The organism is Janthinobacterium sp. NFX145 (genome assembly GCF_049810325.1).
GTDB lineage: Bacteria > Pseudomonadota > Gammaproteobacteria > Burkholderiales > Burkholderiaceae_D > Janthinobacterium > Janthinobacterium rivuli.
In genome coordinates this window covers 3,095,370-3,111,730 of record NZ_CP187360.1, presented here as the reverse complement: position 1 = coordinate 3,111,730, position 16,361 = coordinate 3,095,370, and the positions used below count along the sequence as shown (strand labels likewise).

Genomic DNA, 16,361 nt, shown 5'->3' with positions numbered 1-16,361 from the left:
TTCATACAACACCGGGCCAGCCAGGGTGCCGGAATCTGGCGGAAAAAGGCGCGCCAAACGATACCTTGTGGATTTATTAATGCGCATATCCAAGTTTCGCTAAAATGGACCACCGCGCCGCGCGCCCACAGGAAACCGCATGCCATTGCACCACCATTTACAGTCCGCTTCCATGCGTATGCGGGAGGGCTTGAGCCTGAAAGGCGCGGCCGTCGCGCTGATCCTGTGCATGCACGTGCTGGGCCTGTATTTCCTGCTGCTGCCGGCGCGGCAACTCAAGCAATACACGGAAGTGGCGTTCATGACCTTGCTGCCGTCCCGGCCAATGGCGCAGACGCCACCGATGGCCTTGCCCATGCCCATGCCGGCTCCCTTGCCGCGCGCGCGGGCAACGGCACCGCCCGTCGCGCCGTCCGCCATCCTCGAACCACCTCCCGTCATAGTGGAGGCCATCACCGTGCCGGCCGAGGAATTTCCCGCTGCGCCTGCCACGGCGCCTTCCACGGCGGACTTGCGCACGCGCGCCCGGCTGGCCGCGGGCGCCGCCGACAAGGCCTTGCGCGGCGAGCTCAAACAAGACCAGCCGTGGCTGGCCTCCGCCGACCTGAAGAGCGAAAGCACCTTCCAGAAGCTGGTCGCCTCCGCCTGGCGCGGCGGCCCCGTCATCCGCGTGGAGGAATTCCTCACGGCCGATGGCCGGCCCGCCACGCGCGTCGTCAGCGCTGGCGGCGCCACCTGCTATGGCATGGCCGACAATCCCGGTTCCGGCGCCGATCCGTTCAAGACGGGCGGCAAGGTGAAAAGAGTGCCTTGCCCGGGTTGAGTCGGATGGAAGGCTGTGCAGGTCAGATTAGCGCAGCGTAATCTGACAGGTTGCGTGGCGGCGCTTGTCGGCTTACGCCCGTTGGGCTAAGCCGACCTACGCATGATGCAAGCGTGATCCATGCCGGGCAAAGACCGCACGGCGTGCAGGGTTTTAGGGGCTGTAATAGGGTATGCCACCCCCGGCAGGGTCTCAAATATGCTAAGTTGCGTCTGCAATTCATGTGACACGACCCAGGACGCCCATGCTCCCCGAACTCCTCATCCTCGCTCCCAGCCCTTCGGCAGCCGTCAACGCGCAGCTGGACCAGCAATATACCTGCCACCACGCCTGGCAAGTGCCGGCGGACGAGCGCCACGCCTGGCTGGCCGAGCGGGCGCCGTCCATCCGCGCCGTCGTCACGACGGGCGCGCTGGGCTTGAACGCGACCGACATGGGCTTGCTGCCGAATCTGGAAATCATCGCCGTCAATGGCGTGGGTCTCGACGGCGTGGCGCTCGATGTGGCGCGTGAACGCGGCATCGCCGTCACCACCACGCCGAACGTGCTGACGGACGACGTGGCCGACGTGGCGCTGGCCTTGCTGCTGGCCAGCGCGCGGCACATCGTGACGCTCGACCGTTTCGTGCGCGACGGTGGCTGGGAACGCCGTGAAGCCATCGCCCCCGCGTCCAGCCTGCGCGGCAAGACGGCCGGCATCTTCGGTTTCGGCCAGATCGGCCAGGCCATCGCGCTGCGCCTGGCCGCTTTCGGCGTCCACGTACGCTATTTCCAGCCGCGTCCCATTGCCGGCACCAGCGTGCCGCGCGCCGAATCCTTGCTCGCCCTGGCGCAGGAAAGCGATTACCTGATTGTCTGCGCGCCGGGCACCCCGGCCACGCGCAAGATCGTCGACCGCACCATACTCGATGCGCTGGGGCCGCAAGGCACCCTGATCAACATCGCCCGCGGCGCCCTCATCGACGAAGTGGCCCTGATCGCCGCCTTGCAGGATGGCCACCTGGGCGCGGCTGGCCTCGACGTGTTTGCGGACGAACCGCGCGTACCAAACGCCTTGCGCGCCTTGCCCAACGTCGTGCTGACGCCGCACGTGGGCAGCCTGACCGTGGAAACGCGCCATGCGATGGGGCAACTGGTGGTCGATAACCTGGCCGCGCACTTCGCCGGCTTGCCCTTGTTGACACCCGTAAAGCCATAAAGTCCACGATGAACCGTTTTAATCAAGCTTGAATGAAAGAGTAGCTATGGAATTGACAAAATCGCTGTTGCGCACGCGCGGCGGGCAAGACAGCGGCAAGGTGGGCATGATCGAGCTGTTCTTCGATCTGGTGTTCGTGTTTGCCGTCACACAACTGTCGCACGGCTTGCTGGCGCACCTGAGCGCCATGGGCTGGCTGCAGACGGGTTTGCTGCTGATGGCCGTCTGGTGGGTATGGATTTTCACGTCTTGGATCACCAACTGGCTCGACCCCGAACGCATTCCCGTGCGCATCAGCCTGTTCGCGCTGATGCTGGGCGGCCTGATCATGTCGGCATCGATCCCCGAAGCGTTCGGCACGCGTGGCCTGGCTTTTGCCGGCGCCTACGTGGCCATGCAGGTGGGCCGGCCCCTGTTTGCCTGGTGGGCCGTGCGCCATGAAACGCTGTCGCGCCGCCGCAATTTCCAGCGCATCGCCCTGTGGGCCGTGCTGTCCGGCATCTTCTGGATCGCGGGCGGCGTTGCATCGCCCGAGCAGCGCATCTTCTGGTGGATGCTGGCACTGGCGATCGACCTGGCCGGCCCCTGGATGCAGTTCGGCCTGCCTGGCCTGGGCCGCTCGACGACGGCCGACTGGGACGTCGACGGCAGCCACATGGCCGAGCGCTGCGGCCTGTTCGTCATCATCGCCCTCGGCGAATCGTTGCTCGTGACGGGCGCCACCTTCGCGGGCCTGGAATGGACGGCCGCCAACTGGCTGGGCTTTTTGTCGGCCCTGGTCGGCAGCATCGCCATGTGGTGGATATACTTTGATACGGGCGCCGAGGCGGGCCACCACCGCATCGCCCACTCGAAGGACCCGGGCCGCATCGCCCGCAAGGCCTACACGTATATCCACGTGTTGATCGTCGGCGGCGTGATCGTCAGCGCCGTGGCCGATGAACTGGCCCTCGTGCATCCTGATGAGGCGAGTTTTGCCGGCATCAGCGCCTTGCTGGGCGGCCCGATCCTGTATCTGCTGGGCAATGCGCTGTTCAAATGGGTCAGCAGCGACCGTTCCACGCCGCCGCTGTCGCATCTGCTGGGCATTTTGATCATCCTGGCGCTGATCCCGATGGCGTATGGACGGCTGTATGCGCCCCTGACCCTGGCCTGCATCACCAGCTGCGTGCTGGTCCTGGTGGCCGTGTGGGAACATATGGCGCTGCGCCGTCCGCCACCGGAGATTGATCCCTGATGCTTGCTTAGCCGGGCGGCGTGATGCCGTCCGGATCGCTGCGCGTGTCGAGCTGCAGTTGCAAAAACGCCAGGTCCAGCCAGGCGCCGAACTTGGTGCCCACCTGGCGCATCAATCCCACTTCCTCAAAGCCCAGCTGCTTATGCAGGGCGATCGAGCCGGCATTGCCCGCCTCGATGCCCGCCACCATCACGTGCTTGCCCAGGCCGCACGCCCGCGCGATCAATTCCGTCATCAAGGCCTTGCCGACGCCGGCGCCGCGACTATCGGCGCGCACGTACACGGAATGCTCGACCGTATGCCGGAAGCCTTCGAACGGGCGCCAGTCGCCGAACGAGGCGTAGCCAGCGACAGTTCCTTGCGCATCGATGGCGACCAGCACCGGATAGCCGGCCCGCTGACGGTCGGCCAGCCAGGCGGCGCGGTTGGCCGCATCGACCGTCCGTTCATTCCAGATGGCCAGGGTATGGCTGACGGCATCGTTGTAGATGTCCAGTATGGCTTCGATGTCGCCCGCATGGGCATCGCGTATCTGCATGTTGATTTCCTCGCAAGGCGTCTACTATAATGGACAAATCATAGATTGCCGCTCACGCCTTGTCCAATAAAATCCGAATGGAAGCCGATACATGTCCACTAAACCAGACGAATTGAATCAGCGCATCGGCGCCAGGGTGCGCCTCGAGCGGGAAAACCTGGGCTGGTCGCTGACGGACCTGGCGGCCCGCTCGGGCGTGTCGCGTGCGATGGTGCACAAGGTGGAGCGGGGCGATTGCAGCCCCACGGCCACCTTGCTGGCGCGGCTGTCGGGCGCCTTCGACCTGAGCATGTCCGAACTGATCGCGCGCGCCGAGATGCGCGCCGGGCGCTTGCTGCGCAAGCTTGAGCAGCCCGTGTGGGTCGACCCGCAGAGCGGCTATGTGCGGCGGCACGTGTCGCCCGCGTCCGACATGCCGCTCGACCTCGTGCATATTACCTTGCCGCCCGGCGCCGTGGTGGCCATGCCGGCCGCCGCCTATGTGTCGCGGCGACAACTCATCTGGTCGCTCAGCGGCAGCCTCGTCTTCATTGAAGGGGAGACCCGCCACGTACTGGACGAGGGCGACTGCCTGGAGCTGGGGCCGCCCGCCGACTGCGTGTTCCGCAATGAAACGGCCACCGCCTGCACCTACGCCGTGGCGGTATTGAAGAACCGAGATTAAGCCAGTGCCGCCGCGCGCAGCTGGGCAATGAAGGCGCGCGCGGCGGGCGCCTGTTCGTGGCGGCGGAAGGCCACGGCGATCTCCGAGCTGATCTGCGGCCCTGCCAGTTCGCGAAAGCACACGCCAGGCAATTGCACGCTGGCCATCACGGAATGGGGCACGATGGCGCAACCGACGCCCAGCGACACTTCCGTCAGCACGGCCACCAGGCTGCCCGGGCGCGATACCACCTGCGCCGCAAAGCCGCCGCGCCGGCTCACCTCCAGCGTTCCCAATTCCTGTTCCGGCACGATGAACGCCTGCTGCGCCAGCGCGGCCGGCGCCGCCACATCAAACAAAGCCACCGGGCTGTCCGCCTGCACGGCCAGCACGAAACGGTCGCGCAGCAAGACCACGCTGTCCAAGCCGTCCGGCAAGTGCAGCGGCGGGCGCACGAAGGCCAGGTCGACCCGGCCCTGGTCCAGCAAGGCGGGCAGGGTATCCATCGCGGTTTCGCGCGCGCCGATGTGGATGCCGGGGTGGCTGGCGCGAAAGCGTGCAAACTGGCCTTGCAGCACGCCTGAGTAGGCAGCCGACGCCACGTAGCCGATTTCCAGCCGTCCCAGTTCGCCCCGTCCGGCCCGCCGCGCCACTTCCTGCGCCTGCGCCAGCTGCCCCAGCGCGCGCGCAGCTTCGATGACGAACAGTTCCCCGGCGGCCGTCAGGGACACGGCGCGCTTGCTGCGCTGAAACAGCCGCGTGCCCAGCAACTGCTCCGTTTCCTGCACCTGCTTGGTCAGCGCGGGCGGAGAGATGCCCAGCTCCGCGGCCGCGCGCGCGAAGTGCAGGCTGTGCGCCACGGCCAGCACGCAGCGGAAATGCCGCAGTTCCATGTCTTTATCTGTATTCACCATCAGTGAATTATAAGGCGGCTGTCTTATAACAGGAAGTAATGCAAGCCTGCTTAAAATACAGGCATGAAGAATACCAACTGGACCTTATATACGTGCTCGGGCGTCTGCGCGCTGATCATGCTCGACACCAACGTCGTGGCCGTCTCGCTGCCGTCGATTGCCCGCTCGCTGAACGCCAGCTTTGTCGATGTGGAATGGGTGGTCAGCGCCTACATGCTGGCGTTCGCCTCATTTTTGCTGCCCGCCGGCAGCATCGCCGACCGCCTGGGACGGCGCAGGGTCATGCTGTTCGGCCTGGCCGTGTTCGCGCTGGCCTCTTTGCTGTGCGGCCTGGCGTGGACGCCGTTCGTGCTCAACGTGGCGCGCGCCGTCAAGGGACTCGGCGCCGCGCTGCTGCTCACATCCGCGCTGGCCGTCATCGGCCACACCTTCCATGCGGAAAAGGAGCGGGCGCGCGCCTGGTCCGTCTGGGGCGCGGCCATGGGCGTGGCCATGACGGTGGCGCCCCTGCTGGGCGGCCTGATCACGAGCGCCATCAACTGGCGCTGGATTTTCTATCTGAACCTGCCCGTCGTCGCCATCCTGATGTGGTTGGTAAGCAAACACGTGGACGAGTCGAAGGATGCCTCCAACGCCAGTTTCGACCCGCTCGGCGCGGCATTATTCTCCGCCGGCCTGTTCGCCATCATCTGGGGCTTGATCGACGCCAGCGTGGCGGGCTGGTCCAGCCGCGCCACCGTGCTGCGCTTTGCCGCGGGCGCGGCGCTGCTGGCCGTGTTCATCGTCGTGGAACGGCGCCAGCGCGCGCCCATGGTCGATTTGTCGCTGTTTGGCCGGCGCGTCTTCGTCGGCGCCGTGCTGGGCATGTTCGGCTACGCGATCGCCGCGCAAGTGATGATGACCTTTTTGCCCCTGTATTTGCAGAACGCCTTCGGCTTTTCCGCCGTGCTGGCCGGCTGCGCCATGCTGCCGTTTGCCGTCGCCATGGTGGCGCTGTCGCGTCTGGCGCCGCGCGCCATGCGCCATTTGGACGACCGCGGCATTCTGGTGACGGGCTTGCTGATCGTCGCCTTGGGCAACGTGGCTACGGCCCTGGCCGCCGCCAGCCTGCAGTACGGCTGGGTGGCAGTGGGCATGGTGGTCACCGGCGCGGGGGCCGGATTGCTCAATGGCACGACCCAGAAGGCCATCCTTGCCTGCATCCCGCGCGAACGCACGGGCATGGGTTCCGGCATCAGCACGACGACGCGCTTTGTCGGCATCGTCCTGGCCGTGGGCGCGCTGGGCGCCGTGCTGGCCATGCGCACGGCCGCTTCGTTCAACGAGCTGGCGTGGCTGCACGGCTTGAAGGCGTCGCCTGAAATGATCGGCCGCATCGTCGCCGGCAACGCGGCCGAGGCCTTCGGCCAGTTGCCGCCCGCGATGCAGGCCGTGGCGCAGGAAGCGGCGCGCCACGCTTTTATCGAGGGCTTTGCCAGCGTGCTCTACCTGGCGGGCGGACTGGCGGCCGTGGTGGCGGCGCTGGTCTTCGTGCTGGCGCGGCCGCAGGAAAAAGTGTAACTGTTCAGTAAGTTCCGCGTGCGCGGCCTCTGCTTGTAATATGATGCCATCGAGCAATACATGGCAATCATATAACTACCGCAGGTAATCACATGCGCAGAAAACGGATCATCATTACCAGTGTGCTGGTGGCAGTCATCGGCGTGGCCGCTCCCTTGAGCCTGGCCTTCTATCTGTCGTCCGTGCGCGCCGAGCAGGGCGAGCAGGAGCGCCTGCGCCTGCTGGCCGGCTACGCGCTCGAGCGCGCCCACCGTTCGATCGCCTCGGCCAGCATGGCGCTGCGCAGCGCCGATGCGCTGGACCTGGCGCCGTGTTCGGAAGCCCATGTCCAGCAATTGCGCCGCATCACCATCACCACGCGCAGCATCGACGATATCGGTTATGTGGAAAACGGCTTGCTCAAATGCACGTCGAATGGCATCGAGGACGAGCGCATCGCCATCACGCCCGCCGACTTCAAGCTGGACAATGGCATGGGCCTCGATTTCAACCTGCGCCCCGTCGTCAGCGGCGGCAAGCGCATGGTGGGGCTGTCTTACCGCGCCCATAAGGTGCTGATCGATCCCGTGCGTTTTTCCGACGTCATCGTCGACAACGACATCCAGATGGCCGTGGCCATCGGCAAGGGCGGCGTGCTCGACACCTTGCACCATCCGGACCCGGCACTGGTGCAGGCATTGCTCGCCAGCAAAGGAGCGACGGGCACGGGGGCGAAGGGCGAACTGGCGCACGAGGACAGCATCCATGCGATGCTGTACCGCGATGGCTTGACGGCCGTCATGATCGAGCCGCGCAGCAAGCTCAGCGAGAGGCTGCGCCGCGAACAGCTGCTGCTCTTGCCGCTGGGCCTGTTGATGGCCGCCTTCATCGTCGGCATCGTCGTGTGGCTGTCGCGCCGCCGGCTGTCGCTGCGCGGCGAGCTGGAAACGGCGGTCGAGCGGCGTGAATTCTTTGTCCACTATCAGCCCATCATCGCGCTCGACACGGGCGTGTGCGTGGGCGCCGAGGCGCTGATACGCTGGCGCCGCCCCGACGGCAGCATGATACGCCCCGACCTGTTCATCCCCGTGGCCGAGGATGCCGAACTGATACTGCCGATCACGGACCAGGTCATTGATTGCGTCATTGCCGACATGCGCGCCGCGCTGCTGGCCGACCGCGAGCTGCACATCGCCATCAACCTGTGCGCCAGCGACATCGAAACGGGCCGGGTGCTCGACGTGCTGGAACGGGCCTTGGCCGGCACGGGCATCGAGGCGCAGCAGATCTGGCTGGAAGCGACGGAGCGGGGCTTCATCAACGTGGAAGCGGCCCGCGCCACCATCGAAAAGGCCAGGGCGCGCGGCCATGCCGTGGCCATCGACGACTTCGGCACCGGTTATTCCAGCCTGTCGAGCCTGCAAAACCTGCCGCTCGACGCCCTGAAAATCGACAAATCGTTCGTCGACACCATCGGCACGGACGCGGCCACCAGCAGCGTCACGCCGCACATCATCGCCATGGCCCGCACCTTGAACATGCTGATCGTGGCCGAAGGCATCGAAACGCAGCAGCAAGCGGATTATCTGCTGGAGCGCAAGGTCGAATTCGGCCAGGGATGGCTGTTCGCGAAAGCGCTGCCGGCCGCGGAATTCCTCACCTTTTACCGGGCGCGCCGCGCGCCATCGTCCACATGAAACAGCCACGCTTTCCCTATCCCTTGCAGCCGCTGCGCGTACCGGGCGGCTGGCACATCACCGTCAACACCCTGTTTGAAGTGGAGCCTGGCCCCGATACGATGGAATGGTTCAGCAGCGCATTGCTGCTGTGGGGCAGCTGCCGCGACTCCGGTTACTGCTTCAACTCGCATTTCGAGCCGGAAGACGATCCGCAGGGCGAATTCGTGCTGGAGATGGGCAAGGTGGCATATGACCGCCACGGCAAGATCGTCCAGGGCAGCGACGCCTTCCTGGGCGAGTTTCGCACGCGCAGCAAGGGGGAATTTGTCGCCCGGGTCGAGCAATTCATGCAAGACCCGGCAGCGTGATTTTTACGGCTTGCGCGGCAGGATGACGTCCTGCCCGCCTTGCTTGAGCACGGCACTGGCGATCTTGCCCGCGGCATCGCGCGTAAACGCCAGGTCCGCATCGATGGCGCGGAAAAAGAATTGGTCTTTCGCGCTGGCAAACAAGGGCGCCGATCCCATGCCCGTGCCGGCCGCTTCCAGGCCATTCTTGCCCAAGGTCACCGTCAACGTGAAATCCTTGTCCAATGGATACTCGCCCACGTACTCGGCCAGCGCGGCGCGCGGCAGCGCGATGGCCGCTTGCGGCTTCTTCAGCGGCGGGAGCGGTGTGCCGGGCAGCAGGGTGGACAGGCCCAGGGCGTCGACGTCGCGCGCCGTGTTCGTCAGCACCATCACGCCCCGCTTGCCGTCCGTTGTGAACGCCGCATAACTGGCGTAGCCGCCCGTCTGGCCGCTGTGCCAGGCGTAGCTGTGGCCCTGTTTCTGCTCCAGCAGCCAGGACAGGCCGATTTTCGTGTCGCCGTCGGCCGCCAGCGGGCGCTGCGGCAGGATGGCCAGCGCATACGGGCGCAGCGGCTTGAACATATACGCTTGCAGGTAGGCGATCATGTCGCGCGCGCTCGAATACACGCCGCCGGCCGGCGCCACCACGTTCAAATCCCAGGCCGGTGTCGGCTCGCCCGACAGCAAATGGCCGGGCGCCAGGCGCGCCAGCATGCCATGCGTGGGCTGGTTCGAGGTGGAACGCATGCCCAGCGGCACGGCGATGCGCTTTTGCAGCAGCGCTTCATAGCTGGTACCAGCTTGTGCGGCCAGAGCCGTGCCCAGCACAGCGTAACCGATGTTCGAGTAGTCAAATGCCGTGCCTGGCGCATGCGGCAGGCGGTAGGCGGCGAGAAACTGCCGCTGTTTCGCTTCCGTGTAATCGGCATACGGGTTGGCCGTATCCTTGGGCGCGAAGTTGTCGGGCAGGCGCGGCAGCGAGGAATAATGCGTGGCCAGGTCGAGCAGGCTGATCTTCTTGCCATCGAAGGCGGGCAAGGTATAGCCTGGCAATAAAGTGGCCACCGGCTCGTCGAGTCTGACCTTGTTTTCGGCGACGGCGTCGGCCAGCAGCAAGGCCGTCATGGTCTTGGTGACGGAACCGATCTGGTAGACGGTGTCGGCGCCCGGTTTGATGTGCTTGCCGGCGTGTACGCTGCCAAAGCCGTAGACGGCGCTGTCCTTGCCGTCGATCACGGCGATGACGATGCTTGCGTGCATGCCCGTGCGCGTCAGTTCTTCCGCGCGCTGGCGAACGACGTCGTCCAGCACGGGGGCGGCCAGTGCAGCGGTGCCAGCGAGGCAAAGGGGGAGGAGGGCGAAAGTGGGTGTCATGGGGAAACCTTGTCCAGGGTGGATCGAATGCGCGCCGGCCCTTGCAGAAGGTGGCTGGCATGCCCGGTGCAGGATACGGCCCCAACATGAAGGCTTCCTGAGGTTTATGGCATTTTTGTCAGTATGCCAAGGCTTGCGCTTGCGCATTTTTCAGCCATGGGTGCGTCCAGCAAACCCGCCAGCTGCGCGCGCATGTCGGCGGACATGCATTGCAGCAATTCGCCGCGCCGGCGCGCATCGGCGCGTTTCTTCGACGGCACGGCGGCCAGCTCCGGCGCCCGGTAAGCCGCGCAGGGCAAGTGATAATTGCCGTCGCGCATGCGCAAGGCGTGCAATTCCTGCCACACATGGTCGTAATCGGCGGCGATATGGCGCCGGCGCCGCGCATTCAGGGCGATGCGGTTGTCATTGCTGATCAAGAACAGGTTATTGCAGGCAAAAAAATCGCCGAAATCGCGCAAGGCCGTCACCATCAGGTTTTTCGGGCGGCAACCGTGCAGCGCCCGCGTGGCTTCCTTGACGGCCAGCTTGCCCGCTTCCGAGCGCAAGCCTTGCAGCGCGCCCAGCTGCAGCGAGACGCCATCGGCGCGCGGCAGGAATAAAAAACTGGCCAGGTAAAATGGCTGGCCATCGCGCGTCAGGCGCAGGCACAGTTCGCCTTCGCGGTAGCTGTCGTGGATGGCCGTCAGCTGCAAGCGGTACAGCGCCCCATCCTTGCCGTCAAACGCGGCCAGCACCACCGCTTGGCGCGCGGCCCGCTCGACCAAGGTGCGCGCGCCCGCTTGCCACAGGAAACGGTAATGCCCTTCCAGCAAGGCCAGGCGGTCCGTGCAACCGAGTTGGCGCGAGGCGTACGGGCGGTAGATCTTGAAGCGCAAACAAGGATGCAGCTGCGCCAGCGAATTCAGGCCTGGCATGCTGCCCAGGAAGGCTTGCCAGCGCGTGCGCTGGCGGGGAAAGAAGAGGGCGCCCAGCGCCGCTTTCAGCCGGTGTCCGCTGGCACGGTGGGGTAGGACGGCGCCGTGGCGCAGGGATAAAGCGATGTCAGTCATGGTTCAGCCGGAAAATGGCAGGCGCTGCACAATGAGAGCCTTGCCAATCTGAATGCTACGTGGGCCGGGTGAATTTCATATTAAGACGCTGTTCCATCCATATTTAGAGGATGACAACTAAACATTTGCCTTTTAGTAATACTGGCGCTTATTCTCCCTGCTCGCCAACCCGATGACTGATGCCTTTCATGAACCACCGCCACTTGCTTGTCATTCCCATGCTGCTTGCCGCACTGGCCGCCCACGCGCAAGACCGCACGGCCGATCCCCTGGGGCCCTTGGCCCAATGCATCAATCGCAGCGAGTTTCAGTTCAGGCAGCAGGACCGCCTGCCCGCCCACGTGACGACGCGCAGCGTCAAGCTGGCAACGGGAGAGGGGCATATATCGGTGGCCGACGGCTATCGGCTGATGCTGTTCCACAAGAGCAGCTTGCCCTTCGTGAACCTGAAGATCGAACGCAGCGCTGAAGGCAAGTTTGCCGCCGACCGTGACACGATCCTGGCGCAAATGCAGCAGATGTCCGCCAACAGCAAGCCGCCACAGCTGGTGCCGCTGGAAACGGACACGCGCCAGGGCGTGGAAGTGCTAGGATTGAATAACCCGTATATCACGCAATCGTCCGGCGTGATTAGTTTATACACCTTGCTGCATGCCGCCAGCGGGACGGTCGCCACCGCCTACCTGCTCAATCAGCCGGCAGACAAGCGGGAATTCGCGACGGATGCGCAGTACCAGGCTTTGCGCGACCAGTTCCTTGCCGCGCTGGTTCCCTGCATGGCCAACCCAGCGCAGTAAGGCGTGCGCGCAGTGAAAGAGATGCCAGCCATGAAAGAACCGCGCACGCCGCCCGACGATACGGCGGCAAACACCGCCACCGCCGCCAGCCAGCTCGATGCGAAAGCCGCCTCGCTGGCGCACTGGCGCGGCAAAACCCTGGCCAGCGTGCGCACGCTGATACGCGCCGCCGTGGCCCTGAACACGTCGCCAACACCAAAACGGACCACTACTTGAGACATTATCTGTATATCTGGCATGACCCGGCCGAGCACATGCTGGTCGCTTCCGGCATCGAATTCAAGGATTGTATTGCTGCCCTCGGCAAGGCGGATGGCATCGTGCTGCGCAGGGGCAGTGCCGGGACAATCAAAAAGCCTGCCGCCTGGCAGACCTTGATGCGGCAGCAACTGCCAGCCCTGGCGCATGAAGATATCCATGCCTGGGGCAGCCATGCCTGGGCCGATTGGCAGGGTGCGCCGCCCGCTTCCGATGATGCGCACGTGGCCGCGATGCTCGGCCACCATGGCGCGCTCGCGCCGCTGCCCGCCTTGCGCAGCCGCTTTCTCGCCTTTGCCCACGACGATGGCTGGTATCTGAAACTGTTTTATGGGGAATGGGATGACGCTGCGGCCTTGCTCGCCGGCGCCATCGCGCCAAGCCTGGGCACGCTCGACATGGAGGCGCTGCAACAGGGAGCCGACGGCTACTGGCTGCAAGACGGCGCGCTCCAGGTGGAGCTGAAAACCCATGCTGTCGACAGCGTGCTGAACCGCCGCCTGTAAGAAATGGATAACGCGCCAGCCATGTGCCTGATTCGACCTTACGCCAGCGGGGACACGCAGTCCTGCACCGCCATCCTGGCCCTGGCCGGGCGCGACGCCTTCGGCCCGGTCGCCGGCAGCGCCGTTTTCACGGCGGCGACGCAGGGCGAAGCCATTCTCGTTGCCGAATCCGATGGCAGCGTCACCGGCTTTGCCGCCGTGTACACGGGCGACGCGCCGGAGTACTTCCTGCACCATTTGTACGTGCACCCGGCGCACAGCGGCCAGGGCATCGGCGCACACCTGCTGGCGGCCGTCGTCGCCCGTTTCGGGCCCCATCTGAGCCTCAAGACGCAGCTGGCCAATACGGGTGCGCGGCGCTTTTATGCGCGCGCGGGCTGGATCGAAGACGCGGCGGACAGCGGCGTGGACGCCATGGGCGCGTGGGTACGGGTGCGCTACCGACGGTAAAGAGTGCGTCAGGGCTGCCTTGAGGGCGTCCTCGAGCTTATCGTAGCGGGCGTCGATGCCGCGCTGTCGTGCAGCGCCAGGCGCGCCGCCATGCCGGCATTGTCGCGCAACAAGCCGTCGCGCTCCTGCGCCCATGCTTCCATTTTCTGCTGCGATAGTTGCCCATTTTCCGCCAGCATGTCGAGCTGGCGGTCTTGCGCGGCCAGCGCCACCTTGGCGTCGTTCAGCGCCAGCAGGGCCGTATCGAGCTTGGCCAGCAGGGCGTCGGCCGACGCGGCCGCCTGCAGGTATTGAAATTCGAACTGGTCGCGCTCGGGACGCACGGTGGCCAGCACTGCGCGGTCGGCGGCCGCTTCGTCAGCAAGGTGCGCGTGGTCGGCCTGCAGCTGCGCCAGCCGCATGTCTTGCTGCACCAGGGTGGCTTGCTGGCCCTGCAAACGCTGCTGCAGCTGGGCGTTTTCCTGCTCCAGCCTGCTTTCCCGCTGCTGTGCCTGGGCCCGTTCCTCGCTGCGCTGGGTGGCGGCTGCTTCCTGATAATGGTCGAACTGCGAACGCACCTGCGCCAACTGGCGGTTCAGGGCGGCGATGTCCTCGCCCCGGTCGGCCAGGCGCTGCGTCAGGCCCGCGTTATCGCTGTGCAAGGTGGCCAGGGTGACGGCGCGAAAATGGTGTTCTTCCTTCAGTTGCGCCAGTGCGTGCTGCGTGGCGCGCAATTCCTGGGTGAGGGCGGCGCGCGCCTCCGTCAGTTTCAATCGTTCCATTTCCGTCTTCTTCAGCTTGTCCAGTGCCGCGTCGAGTTCAGCGCGATTCTGCTGCATGCCCGTTTCCAGCTGCTGCGCCACGTCGCGCTGCTGCTTTTCATAGACGCCGCGCATCGCTTCCATCAGCTCGGCCGGCAAGCCTGCCTCCGTTTTGACGGCGCCCGCACCCTGGAATTCTTCCTTCCAGCGTTTCAGCAGGGGCGCGATGGTGCTCTTGCTGCCCGTGCTGCCCAGCGCCTCGCGCACGCTGTCGACCGTGGGATTGCGCCCATCGGCGGCGACGATTTGGGCTGCTTTCATAACATCAGAGTACAGAATGCCGGTGCGGGCCATGAAACCACCTATGAACGAAATTTAGTAACGTATTACATGATACGTAATATCGCATAATATTACGATAGAAATTTCGCGTCTTTTTGAAAAATATAACACACGATAAGATTGCTTATCGCGTGTTATGGGGGTGTTTGGCATGCTATTCTGTGTGTCTCCCAGTACAAAACCGCGATTTCGCCGCCGCCATGCCTGATTTACCCCTCTCGAAACGCCGTGCCGCCGTGGCCAAAAACACCGCCATCGCCAGCGCGCCATTACACGGCGCCCTGATCGATGCCGAGTTGGCCGCGCGCCACCAGGCGTTTCTCGCCGCCGCCACCTCGGACAACACGCGCCGCACCTACCGTTCCGCCATCCGCCACTTCCAGTCCTGGGGCGGGGCGCTGCCCGCCGACGAGTCCACCGTCATCCGTTACCTGATGGCGTATGCGGACAGCCTGAACGCCCGCACCCTGGCCCTGCGTCTGACGGCCCTGTCGCAATGGCATACGTACCAGGGCTTTGCCGACCCCGCGTCCACGCCCACCGTGCGCAAAACCCTGGCCGGCATCGCCCGCCTGCACGGCAAGCCAAAGAAAAAGGCCAAGGCTCTGCCGCTGGAGGACCTGGAAACGATCGTGTCCAGACTGGCCGCGCTGGGCAAAGTCAAGGCCTTGCGCGACAGCGCCTTGCTGCAGCTGGGATTTTTTGGCGGTTTTCGCCGCAGCGAACTGGTGGGGTTGATGCTGGAAGACGTGAGCTGGGAGCCGCAGGGCATGGTCATCACCTTGCCCCGCTCGAAAACGGATCAACTGGGGGAGGGCATCGTCAAGGCGATTCCGTTCGGTGACGGCGTCTGCTGTCCTGCCACGGCCTTGCGCGCCTGGCTGGCCGCCGCGCACATCCGCACGGGGCCGCTATTGCGCACAGTGAACCAGTGGGGGCACGTGGGCGCGAAGGGATTGCACGCGAGCAGCATCAACACGATACTGGAGGGCTGCGCCAGACTGGCGGAGCTCGATTACGTGCCGGAACTATCGAGCCACAGCCTGCGCCGCGGCATGGCCACCAGCGCGCACCGGGCCGGCGCCGATTTCCAGGCCATCAAGCGCCAGGGCGGCTGGCGCCACGACGGCACCGTGCACGGCTATATAGAAGAGGCAGGACGCTTCGAGGAAAATGCGGCCGGGAGTTTGTTGAAGGCGAAGAAGAAGGCGGCGGGCTGAGGCGCCCGACGACACCTTGCAGCGGAGCGCCGGTTGACCGACTGTTATCCCACATTCAACTGATGACATACCCGAGCAAATACAGTACAAACGTAAAGACTGCCAGCAGCAAGAGTCTGCTCAGTTTTTTAGATGTGGTCACGCCGGGCTTTGCGCTAAGCCATCCCGTCACCATAAAAATGAACGATGGGCCAAGAAGATAGGCGACAAGCGCGGCAGTGACCCACCAGGATACCGAACACGGCCCTATTTCGTAGCAAGCGCTGGAGTCGTGGCGCAACAGCTTGACATGAAACCAGAACGGCAGGTGACTGCCAGCGACCGTTGCAGCCCAGCTTGTTAGCAGTCCAGCAATAAGAAACCCTACTGATAAGCCGATACGTTTCACTTGACCTCCCAAAACAGGATGACGCTCGCGTTGCTCAAGTCCGAGTAGCCAATCGAGGTGCCGGGAATATGAGCACTTGATACGCCAATTCTTCTGCCCACCACCGCGATGAAACCTTCAGCGCCAGAGACCGTCATTCGCTTGCCATTCCAAAAATCAATATAGCCTCCGCTTGCGCTGTCGGGTACTTCCCCATCGCGAGTCCAGTCAGCATGAAACATGATGATAGCGGTGCGCGCCTTGACCTTGGATTCCCATTCCTTGCCGGTGACGTCCTCGGGCTTATTTGGCAAGCCGCAAAAGGCTGTAGTTT

Annotated in this window: 19 protein-coding genes; 12 read left to right on the top strand and 7 right to left on the bottom strand. The window is 64.6% G+C overall.

Annotated features, from left to right (window positions below):
- Positions 1 to 139 precede the first annotated feature (139 nt).
- From ACPJXG_RS14020 to ACPJXG_RS14010, 3 genes are all read left to right on the top strand, one after another.
- Positions 140 to 823 carry a hypothetical protein gene (locus ACPJXG_RS14020; RefSeq protein WP_425254628.1) on the top strand — a complete coding sequence of 228 codons (684 nt, stop codon included), beginning with the start codon at positions 140 to 142 and terminating at the stop codon, positions 821 to 823.
- Between the two features lie 244 nt (positions 824 to 1,067).
- Positions 1,068 to 2,021 carry a 2-hydroxyacid dehydrogenase gene (locus ACPJXG_RS14015; protein WP_425254627.1) on the top strand — a complete coding sequence of 318 codons (954 nt, stop codon included), beginning with the start codon at positions 1,068 to 1,070 and terminating at the stop codon, positions 2,019 to 2,021.
- Positions 2,022 to 2,073: 52 nt separating this feature from the next.
- Positions 2,074 to 3,258 carry a low temperature requirement protein A gene (locus ACPJXG_RS14010; RefSeq protein WP_425254750.1) on the top strand — a complete coding sequence of 395 codons (1,185 nt, stop codon included), beginning with the start codon at positions 2,074 to 2,076 and terminating at the stop codon, positions 3,256 to 3,258.
- 7 nt (positions 3,259 to 3,265) lie between these two features.
- Here ACPJXG_RS14010 and ACPJXG_RS14005 read toward each other — a convergent pair whose 3' ends face one another.
- Positions 3,266 to 3,796, bottom strand: a complete 531-nt coding sequence (locus tag ACPJXG_RS14005; protein ID WP_425254626.1) for an N-acetyltransferase family protein — start codon at positions 3,794 to 3,796, stop codon at positions 3,266 to 3,268.
- A gap of 91 nt (positions 3,797 to 3,887) precedes the next feature.
- On the opposite strand from ACPJXG_RS14005, the gene ACPJXG_RS14000 reads away from it, so the two are divergent.
- A complete protein-coding gene (locus ACPJXG_RS14000) occupies positions 3,888 to 4,460 on the top strand; it encodes a helix-turn-helix domain-containing protein (protein ID WP_425254625.1) in 573 nt (190 codons plus the stop codon).
- Here the strand turns inward: ACPJXG_RS14000 and ACPJXG_RS13995 are convergent.
- The gene (locus ACPJXG_RS13995; protein WP_425254624.1) at positions 4,457 to 5,353 is read right to left on the bottom strand and encodes a LysR family transcriptional regulator; all 897 of its coding nucleotides are present in this window, start codon (positions 5,351 to 5,353) and stop codon (positions 4,457 to 4,459) included. The two genes, ACPJXG_RS14000 and ACPJXG_RS13995, sit on opposite strands and share 4 nt — an antisense overlap.
- Before the next feature lie 63 nt (positions 5,354 to 5,416).
- Between ACPJXG_RS13995 and ACPJXG_RS13990 the strand changes: the two genes are divergently transcribed.
- The 3 genes from ACPJXG_RS13990 (at position 5,417) to ACPJXG_RS13980 (ending at position 8,939) form a co-directional block, all read left to right on the top strand.
- Positions 5,417 to 6,913: an MFS transporter gene (locus ACPJXG_RS13990; RefSeq protein ID WP_425254623.1), complete on the top strand. Its 1,497-nt coding sequence runs from the start codon at positions 5,417 to 5,419 to the stop codon at positions 6,911 to 6,913.
- Between the two features lie 92 nt (positions 6,914 to 7,005).
- The gene (locus ACPJXG_RS13985; RefSeq protein ID WP_425254622.1) at positions 7,006 to 8,589 is read left to right on the top strand and encodes an EAL domain-containing protein; all 1,584 of its coding nucleotides are present in this window, start codon (positions 7,006 to 7,008) and stop codon (positions 8,587 to 8,589) included.
- Positions 8,586 to 8,939, top strand: a complete 354-nt coding sequence (locus ACPJXG_RS13980; protein WP_425254621.1) for a hypothetical protein — start codon at positions 8,586 to 8,588, stop codon at positions 8,937 to 8,939. Before ACPJXG_RS13985 ends, ACPJXG_RS13980 begins: the two co-directional genes overlap by 4 nt.
- A 3-nt stretch (positions 8,940 to 8,942) precedes the next feature.
- On the opposite strand, the gene ACPJXG_RS13975 is transcribed toward ACPJXG_RS13980, so the two are convergent.
- Together ACPJXG_RS13975 and ACPJXG_RS13970 are read right to left on the bottom strand one after the other, a co-directional pair.
- The gene (locus ACPJXG_RS13975) at positions 8,943 to 10,295 is read right to left on the bottom strand and encodes a serine hydrolase (RefSeq protein ID WP_425254620.1); all 1,353 of its coding nucleotides are present in this window, start codon (positions 10,293 to 10,295) and stop codon (positions 8,943 to 8,945) included.
- Positions 10,296 to 10,399: 104 nt separating this feature from the next.
- Positions 10,400 to 11,347, bottom strand: coding sequence for a VirK/YbjX family protein (locus tag ACPJXG_RS13970; protein WP_425254619.1), 948 nt, complete (start codon positions 11,345 to 11,347; stop codon positions 10,400 to 10,402).
- A 188-nt stretch (positions 11,348 to 11,535) separates the two neighbouring features.
- On the opposite strand from ACPJXG_RS13970, the gene ACPJXG_RS13965 reads away from it, so the two are divergent.
- From ACPJXG_RS13965 to ACPJXG_RS13950, 4 genes are read left to right on the top strand one after another with little or no spacing between them, the layout of a single operon-like run.
- Complete coding sequence (locus ACPJXG_RS13965) at positions 11,536 to 12,144, top strand: hypothetical protein (RefSeq protein WP_425254618.1); 609 nt, start codon at positions 11,536 to 11,538, stop codon at positions 12,142 to 12,144.
- Positions 12,145 to 12,174: 30 nt separating this feature from the next.
- Positions 12,175 to 12,360 (top strand): hypothetical protein, encoded by a 186-nt coding sequence (locus ACPJXG_RS13960; RefSeq protein ID WP_425254617.1) that lies wholly within the window; start codon positions 12,175 to 12,177, stop codon positions 12,358 to 12,360.
- Complete coding sequence (locus tag ACPJXG_RS13955; protein ID WP_425254616.1) at positions 12,357 to 12,908, top strand: hypothetical protein; 552 nt, start codon at positions 12,357 to 12,359, stop codon at positions 12,906 to 12,908. Before ACPJXG_RS13960 ends, ACPJXG_RS13955 begins: the two co-directional genes overlap by 4 nt.
- A gap of 21 nt (positions 12,909 to 12,929) precedes the next feature.
- On the top strand, positions 12,930 to 13,358 hold the full coding sequence (locus ACPJXG_RS13950; protein ID WP_425254615.1) for a GNAT family N-acetyltransferase: 429 nt from the start codon (positions 12,930 to 12,932) through the stop codon (positions 13,356 to 13,358).
- A gap of 8 nt (positions 13,359 to 13,366) precedes the next feature.
- On the opposite strand, the gene ACPJXG_RS13945 is transcribed toward ACPJXG_RS13950, so the two are convergent.
- Positions 13,367 to 14,419 (bottom strand): DNA-binding protein, encoded by a 1,053-nt coding sequence (locus ACPJXG_RS13945; RefSeq protein WP_425254614.1) that lies wholly within the window; start codon positions 14,417 to 14,419, stop codon positions 13,367 to 13,369.
- 221 nt (positions 14,420 to 14,640) lie between these two features.
- Here ACPJXG_RS13945 and ACPJXG_RS13940 point away from each other — a divergent pair, with 221 nt between their 5' ends.
- Positions 14,641 to 15,660, top strand: coding sequence for a tyrosine-type recombinase/integrase (locus ACPJXG_RS13940; protein WP_425254613.1), 1,020 nt, complete (start codon positions 14,641 to 14,643; stop codon positions 15,658 to 15,660).
- 55 nt (positions 15,661 to 15,715) lie between these two features.
- Here the strand turns inward: ACPJXG_RS13940 and ACPJXG_RS13935 are convergent, their stop codons facing one another.
- Both ACPJXG_RS13935 and ACPJXG_RS13930 read right to left on the bottom strand, forming a co-directional pair.
- Positions 15,716 to 16,048 carry a hypothetical protein gene (locus ACPJXG_RS13935; protein WP_219309188.1) on the bottom strand — a complete coding sequence of 111 codons (333 nt, stop codon included), beginning with the start codon at positions 16,046 to 16,048 and terminating at the stop codon, positions 15,716 to 15,718.
- Complete coding sequence (locus ACPJXG_RS13930; RefSeq protein WP_425254612.1) at positions 16,045 to 16,341, bottom strand: T6SS effector amidase Tae4 family protein; 297 nt, start codon at positions 16,339 to 16,341, stop codon at positions 16,045 to 16,047. Before ACPJXG_RS13930 ends, ACPJXG_RS13935 begins: the two co-directional genes overlap by 4 nt.
- Positions 16,342 to 16,361 lie beyond the last annotated feature (20 nt).

Coding starts and splice junctions, on each gene's coding strand:
- ACPJXG_RS14020 (WP_425254628.1), top strand. CDS start 140: ATGCCATTGCACCACCATTTACAGTCCGCTTCCATGCGTATGCGGGAG.
- ACPJXG_RS14015 (WP_425254627.1), top strand. CDS start 1,068: ATGCTCCCCGAACTCCTCATCCTCGCTCCCAGCCCTTCGGCAGCCGTC.
- ACPJXG_RS13970 (WP_425254619.1), bottom strand. CDS start 11,347: ATGACTGACATCGCTTTATCCCTGCGCCACGGCGCCGTCCTACCCCAC.
- ACPJXG_RS14000 (WP_425254625.1), top strand. CDS start 3,888: ATGTCCACTAAACCAGACGAATTGAATCAGCGCATCGGCGCCAGGGTG.
- ACPJXG_RS13980 (WP_425254621.1), top strand. CDS start 8,586: ATGAAACAGCCACGCTTTCCCTATCCCTTGCAGCCGCTGCGCGTACCG.
- ACPJXG_RS13985 (WP_425254622.1), top strand. CDS start 7,006: ATGCGCAGAAAACGGATCATCATTACCAGTGTGCTGGTGGCAGTCATC.
- ACPJXG_RS14005 (WP_425254626.1), bottom strand. CDS start 3,796: ATGCAGATACGCGATGCCCATGCGGGCGACATCGAAGCCATACTGGAC.
- ACPJXG_RS13995 (WP_425254624.1), bottom strand. CDS start 5,353: ATGGTGAATACAGATAAAGACATGGAACTGCGGCATTTCCGCTGCGTG.
- ACPJXG_RS13960 (WP_425254617.1), top strand. CDS start 12,175: ATGAAAGAACCGCGCACGCCGCCCGACGATACGGCGGCAAACACCGCC.
- ACPJXG_RS13940 (WP_425254613.1), top strand. CDS start 14,641: ATGCCTGATTTACCCCTCTCGAAACGCCGTGCCGCCGTGGCCAAAAAC.
- ACPJXG_RS13950 (WP_425254615.1), top strand. CDS start 12,930: ATGTGCCTGATTCGACCTTACGCCAGCGGGGACACGCAGTCCTGCACC.
- ACPJXG_RS13945 (WP_425254614.1), bottom strand. CDS start 14,419: ATGAAAGCAGCCCAAATCGTCGCCGCCGATGGGCGCAATCCCACGGTC.
- ACPJXG_RS13965 (WP_425254618.1), top strand. CDS start 11,536: ATGAACCACCGCCACTTGCTTGTCATTCCCATGCTGCTTGCCGCACTG.
- ACPJXG_RS13990 (WP_425254623.1), top strand. CDS start 5,417: ATGAAGAATACCAACTGGACCTTATATACGTGCTCGGGCGTCTGCGCG.
- ACPJXG_RS13975 (WP_425254620.1), bottom strand. CDS start 10,295: ATGACACCCACTTTCGCCCTCCTCCCCCTTTGCCTCGCTGGCACCGCT.